Raw genomic sequence first — 4,785 nt, forward strand, 5'->3', positions numbered from 1 at the left:
CTCGCTAACCTCGCCCTGAAGGACGGGGCTTGCGCGAGGCCTATCTTTTGGTCAATCATTCGTCTTCTCCTTTGGAGGGGTTTTTCTGTTGGTGGTGGTCGGGGCGGCTCGGGGCCGCCCTTCTAAATGTTGCGCCCCGCAGGCCGGCTCCGTCCTCGAAGAACGGAGGGCTGCGGGGCGGATGCGGACGTCCGTCCGCGGGTTATTCGGCGCGCTCTTCGAGCACCGCGACCGCGGGGAGCTTCTTGCCTTCGAGGAACTCGAGGAAGGCGCCGCCGCCCGTCGAGATGTAGGAGATGCGGTCCTCGACGCCGAAGACGTTCACGGCCGAAACCGTGTCGCCGCCGCCCGCGATCGAGAAGGCGCCGTGGTCGGTCGCCTCGGCGATCGCATAGGCGAGCGCCTCGGTGCCCTTCGAGAAGGCCTTCATCTCAAAGACGCCCACGGGGCCGTTCCAGACGATGGTGCCGGCGCTCTTGAGTTCACGCGCGAGGTGCTCGGCCGTCTTCGGACCCACGTCGAGGATCATCTCGTCCTCGGCGACGTCGTCCACGCTGCAGACGCGGTAGGGCGCATCGGCCGCAAAGGCCTTGGCCGCAACGACGTCCACGGGCATCGGGAGCGACGCGCCCTTGCGGCGCAGGATCTCGAGGACCTTGCGGCATTCGGGCACGAGGTCGGGCTCGGCGAGGGACTTGCCGATCGGATGGCCTTCGGCGAGCAGGAACGTGTTGAGGATGCCGCCGCCCACGATCAGGCGGTCGACCTTCTCGGCGAGGTTCGAGAGGATCGTGAGCTTCGTCGAGACCTTCGAACCCGCGACGATTGCGGCGAGCGGACGCGACGGCGCGCCGAGGGCCTTCGAGAGGGCGTCGATCTCCTTCGCCATCAGGGGGCCGGCGCAGGCGACGGGCGCGAAGCGCGCGATGCCGACCGTCGTCGCCTCGGCGCGGTGGGCCGTGCCGAAGGCGTCGTTCACGTAGACGTCGCAGAGCGCGGCGTACTTCTTCGAGAGCGCCTCGTCGCACTTCTTCTCGCCCACGTTGCAGCGGCAGTTCTCAAGCAGCACCACGTCGCCGGGCTTGACGGCGACGCCCTCGGTCCAGTTCGCGACGAGCGGCACCTCGCGGCCGATGAGTTCGCCGATGCGGTCGGCGACCACCTGCAGCGAATCCTCGGGCGTGACGACGCCCTCCTTCGGGCGGCCGAGGTGGCTCGTCACCATCACCGCCGCGCCGGCGGCGAGGGCCAGACGGATCGCCGGCAGGCTCGCGACGATGCGTGCGTCGTTCGTGATGCGGCCTTCGGAGTCGCGCGGCACGTTGAGGTCGCTGCGGATGAAGACGCGCTTGCCCTGAAGAAGACCCTGGTCGGCGAGGGACTGAAGCGTTTTGACGTGCATTTCTGAAATGCTCCTTTGAGATGTTTCGCAGGCGGGGCCGCGCTCCGTTCCGGGCGCGCGTTCCCCACCAATGAAGAGAGCCGCACTTCCGCCCGCCCTGAGGAAATCCCTCCCCAGCGGGTTGAAATGCGGCTCCGGCGTTCTAGCGCATCGCGGTGCGGGAATCGGGCGGCTGAATTACTTCGCGGCCATCATCGCGCAGGCGGTGTCGAGCATGCGGTTCGAGAACCCCCACTCGTTGTCGTACCAGGCCATGACCTTGACGAGTCGGCCCGAAACCTTCGTGAGCGTCGCGTCGTAGATCGAGCTGTGCGGATCGTGGTTGAAGTCACACGAGACGAGGGGCAGGTCGTTGTAGCCGAGGATGCCCTTCAACTCGCCCTCGCTCGCCTCGCGCAGGATCGAGTTGATCTCCTCGATCGAGGTGTCGCGCTTCGCGAGGAAGGTGAGGTCCACGAAGCTCACGTTGATCGTCGGGACGCGCACGGCGAAGCCGTCAAGGAGCCCGTTGAGTTCGGGGAGCACGAGGCCCACAGCCTTCGCGGCGCCCGTCTTCGTCGGGATCATCGAGTGCGTGGCGGCGCGCGCACGGCGCAGGTCCTTGTGGTAGACGTCGGTGAGGACCTGGTCGTTCGTGTAGGAGTGGATCGTCGTCATGAGGCCGCGCTCCAGGCCGATCTTCTCCTGCAGGGGCTTGACGAGCGGCGCGAGGCAGTTCGTCGTGCACGAGGCGTTCGAAACGACGACGTCCGTGGCCTTGAGCGTGTTCTGGTTCACGCCGTAGACGATCGTCGCGTCGGCGGTCTTGCCCGGAGCGGAGAGGAGGACCTTCTTCGCGCCCTGGTCGAGGTGCGGCTGCGAGAGCTCCTTGGAGTTGAAGGCGCCCGTGCACTCCATCACGACGTCGATGCCGAGGTCCTGCCAGGGAAGCTCGCGCGGATTGCGCGTGCCGAAGACGTGGATGCGGTCGCCGTCAACGATCATGTCCTTGCCGTCGACCTCGACCGTGGAGCCGAAGCGCCCGTGAACGGTGTCGTAGCGCAGGAGGTGCGCGTTCACCGTCACGTCGCCCGGGGAGTTGACGGCGACGATTTCGATGTCGTGCTTCTTGCCGTACTCGTAGTGGGCGCGGAGAACGTTGCGGCCGATGCGGCCGAAGCCATTGATGGCGACGCGGATAGTCATTGCAGTGCTTCCTTCTTGTTTGCGGTAATGAGGTTCTCGAACGGGGTGGGCCTTACTTCAGCAGGGCCTCGACCTTGGCGACGACGTTCTCGACGGTGAAGCCGAACTTCTTCCAGAGGTCCTTCGCCGGGGCGCTCTCGCCGAACGTGTCGACGCCGAGGACGTCGCCGCGGCCGGTGAAGTACTTCCACCAGAGGTCGGTGCGCGACGCCTCGATCGCGAGGACCGGCGTGCCCGGGGTGAGGACCGACTCGCGGTACTCCTTCGTCTGGCGGTCGAAGCGGTTCGTGCAGGGCATCGAAACGACGCGGACCTGGACGTTCTGGGCGGCGAGGAGGTTGCGCGCCTCCATGGCGAGCCCCACTTCGGAGCCCGTGGCGAGGATGATCGCCTGCGCTTCGCCCGCGCCCAACGGGGCTTCGGCGACGACGTAGCCGCCCTTCGTGATCGCGTCCACGTCCACTTCATCGCGGTCGATGAAGGGCACGTTCTGGCGCGAGAAGATGAGGCAGGAGGCGCCCTTCGCGCGCTCGATCGACGCAGCCCAGGCGACGACCGTCTCGACGGTGTCGCACGGACGCCAGACGTCCATGTTCGGAATGAGGCGCAGCGACGGGACGTGCTCGACCGACTGGTGGGTCGGGCCGTCCTCGCCCAGACCGATCGAGTCGTGCGTGAAGACGTTGATCGCGCGCAGGTTCATGAGCGCGGACATCCTGAGCGCGTTCCTCGAGTAGTCCGAGAACGTGAGGAAGGTCGCGCCGTAGGGGATGAAGCCGCCGAAGAGCGCGATGCCGTTGAGGATCGCCGACATGCCGAATTCGCGCACGCCGTAGCTGATGTGGCGGGCGTGGAAGTCGCCCGTGTTGAGGCTCTTCACGTCCTTCCAGTTCGTGAGGTTGGAGCCCGTGAGGTCCGCCGAGCCGCCGAGGAGCTCAGGCAGAGCGGGTGCGAGGGCGTTCAGGGCCTTCTGGCTCGCCTTGCGGGTCGCAACCGTCTCCTGAGCTTCGGCGGCGGCGCACACGGCATCCATCACCACTTCGTCCCAATTGGCGGGGAGCTCCCCGGAGAGGCGGCGCATGAGCTCGGCGGCGAGCTCCGGATAGGCCTTCTCATAGGCGGCGAACTTTTCGTTCCACTCCGCTTCAATGCGGGCGCCCTCTTCGCGGTGATCCCACGCGGCGTAGACCTCGGCGGGGATTTCGAAGGGGCCGTACTGCCAGCCGAGCGCAGCCTTGGTGGCGGCGATCTCTTCGTCGCCCAACGCCTCGCCGTGCACCTTCGCGGTGCCCTGGCGGTGGGGCGAGCCCTTGCCGATCGTGGTCTTCGCGATGATGAGGACGGGCTTGTCTTCAGACGTCTTCGCCTCGGCGATCGCGCGGTCCATCGCATCGATGTCGTGGCCGTCGACCGGACCGATCACCTTCCAGCCGTAGGCTTCGAAGCGCCCGCGCGTGTCGTCCTGGAACCAGCCGCGGACGTCGCCGTCGATCGAAATGCCGTTGTCGTCGTAGATGGCGATGAGCTTGTTGAGGTGCCAGACGCCCGCGAGCGAGCAGACCTCATGGCTGATGCCCTCCATCAGGCACCCGTCGCCGAGGAACACGTACGTGCGGTTGTCCACGACGTCGTAGCCCTCGCGGTTGAACTCCGCGGCGAGAAGCTTCTCGGCAAGCGCCATGCCGACGCCGTTGGCGATGCCCTGGCCGAGCGGACCGGTCGTGGTCTCCACGCCCGGCGTGACGTCCACTTCGGGATGCCCCGGGGTCTTGCTGCCCAACTGACGGAAGGCCTTCAGGTCGTCCATCGAGAGGTCGTAGCCCGTGAGGTGCAAAAGCGCGTACTGCAGCATCGAGCCGTGGCCGTTCGAAAGAATGAAGCGGTCGCGGCCGAGCCACTTGGGATCGGCCGGGTTGAAGCGCAGATGGCGCGACCAAAGCGCGGTGGCGATGTCGGCCATGCCCATCGGCATGCCGGGATGACCGGACTTGGCTTTCTGGACAGCATCCATCGCGAGCGCGCGGATCGCGTTCGCCATCGTCTGGGGGGAGACCTGGGACATGGGTAGTCGTTCTCGGAAGGAGAGAGAAATTGAACGGGGAGGACCGCCGGGAGGCGCTCCCCTGCTGAATCCAAGATTTTATCAGTGATCACTCTCCGGCCTGAAGGCCGGAGCTTCTTGATTCGCTGAGCCTCGC

At 66.4% G+C, this 4,785-nt stretch carries 3 protein-coding genes; all 3 read right to left on the reverse strand.

The features are described from left to right. Positions 1 to 202: 202 nt before the first annotated feature. Positions 203 to 1,402, reverse strand: a complete 1,200-nt coding sequence (locus ACT6Y9_RS08670; RefSeq protein WP_443744246.1) for a phosphoglycerate kinase — start codon at positions 1,400 to 1,402, stop codon at positions 203 to 205. Between the two features lie 177 nt (positions 1,403 to 1,579). Continuing rightward, complete coding sequence (gene gap, locus ACT6Y9_RS08675) at positions 1,580 to 2,587, reverse strand: type I glyceraldehyde-3-phosphate dehydrogenase (protein WP_443744247.1); 1,008 nt, start codon at positions 2,585 to 2,587, stop codon at positions 1,580 to 1,582. Between the two features lie 52 nt (positions 2,588 to 2,639). Then, positions 2,640 to 4,649, reverse strand: coding sequence for a transketolase (gene tkt, locus ACT6Y9_RS08680; RefSeq protein WP_443744248.1), 2,010 nt, complete (start codon positions 4,647 to 4,649; stop codon positions 2,640 to 2,642). Positions 4,650 to 4,785 lie beyond the last annotated feature (136 nt).

It is taken from the genome of Sutterella sp. (genome assembly GCF_052272535.1).
Lineage (GTDB): Bacteria > Pseudomonadota > Gammaproteobacteria > Burkholderiales > Burkholderiaceae_F > Sutterella.

Excerpts from the sequence above, each read along its gene's own strand:
- gap (WP_443744247.1), bottom strand. The coding sequence starts at position 2,587 with ATGACTATCCGCGTCGCCATCAATGGCTTCGGCCGCATCGGCCGCAAC.
- tkt (WP_443744248.1), bottom strand. The coding sequence starts at position 4,649 with ATGTCCCAGGTCTCCCCCCAGACGATGGCGAACGCGATCCGCGCGCTC.
- ACT6Y9_RS08670 (WP_443744246.1), bottom strand. The coding sequence starts at position 1,402 with ATGCACGTCAAAACGCTTCAGTCCCTCGCCGACCAGGGTCTTCTTCAG.